This window comes from Bacillus sp. 17RED48 (assembly GCF_019837545.1).
Classification (GTDB): Bacteria; Bacillota; Bacilli; order Bacillales; family Bacillaceae_G; genus Bacillus_A; species Bacillus_A wiedmannii.
Genome location: NZ_JADAXG010000055.1, coordinates 1 through 452, shown reverse-complemented (window position 1 = coordinate 452; position 452 = coordinate 1). Strand labels below are relative to the sequence as shown.

5 tRNA genes are annotated in these 452 nt (G+C 52.0%); all 5 read right to left on the bottom strand.

What is annotated here, in order from left to right:
* Window positions 1-20 precede the first annotated feature (20 nt).
* Window positions 21-101: transfer RNA gene (locus ILT06_RS32220), tRNA-Leu, on the bottom strand.
* 14 nt (window positions 102-115) lie between these two features.
* Window positions 116-191 (bottom strand) — tRNA-Lys (locus tag ILT06_RS32215).
* A gap of 4 nt (window positions 192-195) precedes the next feature.
* Window positions 196-270: transfer RNA gene (locus tag ILT06_RS32210), tRNA-Gln, on the bottom strand.
* Between the two features lie 11 nt (window positions 271-281).
* Window positions 282-365, bottom strand: a tRNA-Tyr gene (locus ILT06_RS32205).
* An 8-nt stretch (window positions 366-373) separates the two neighbouring features.
* Window positions 374-449: transfer RNA gene (locus tag ILT06_RS32200), tRNA-Val, on the bottom strand.
* Between the last annotated feature and the right edge of the window lie 3 nt (window positions 450-452).

Here is a 452-nt window from a genome sequence, read left to right as displayed (position 1 = left end):
TTGAGTTATTTTATTAAAAGTGCGGGTGAAGGGAGTCGAACCCCCACGCCAAAGGCGCTAGATCCTAAGTCTAGTGCGTCTGCCAATTCCGCCACACCCGCATATTTTGTTAAAATGGTGAGCCATGAAGGATTCGAACCTTCGACCCTCTGATTAAAAGTCAGATGCTCTACCAACTGAGCTAATGGCTCTTAATGGCTGGGCTAGCTGGATTCGAACCAGCGCATGACGGAGTCAAAGTCCGTTGCCTTACCGCTTGGCTATAGCCCATTAATTAAGAATGGTGGAGGGGGGCAGATTCGAACTGCCGAACCCGAAGGAGCGGATTTACAGTCCGCCGCGTTTAGCCACTTCGCTACCCCTCCGACATATATGGTGGAGGATGACGGGATCGAACCGCCGACCCCCTGCTTGTAAGGCAGGTGCTCTCCCAGCTGAGCTAATCCTCCATT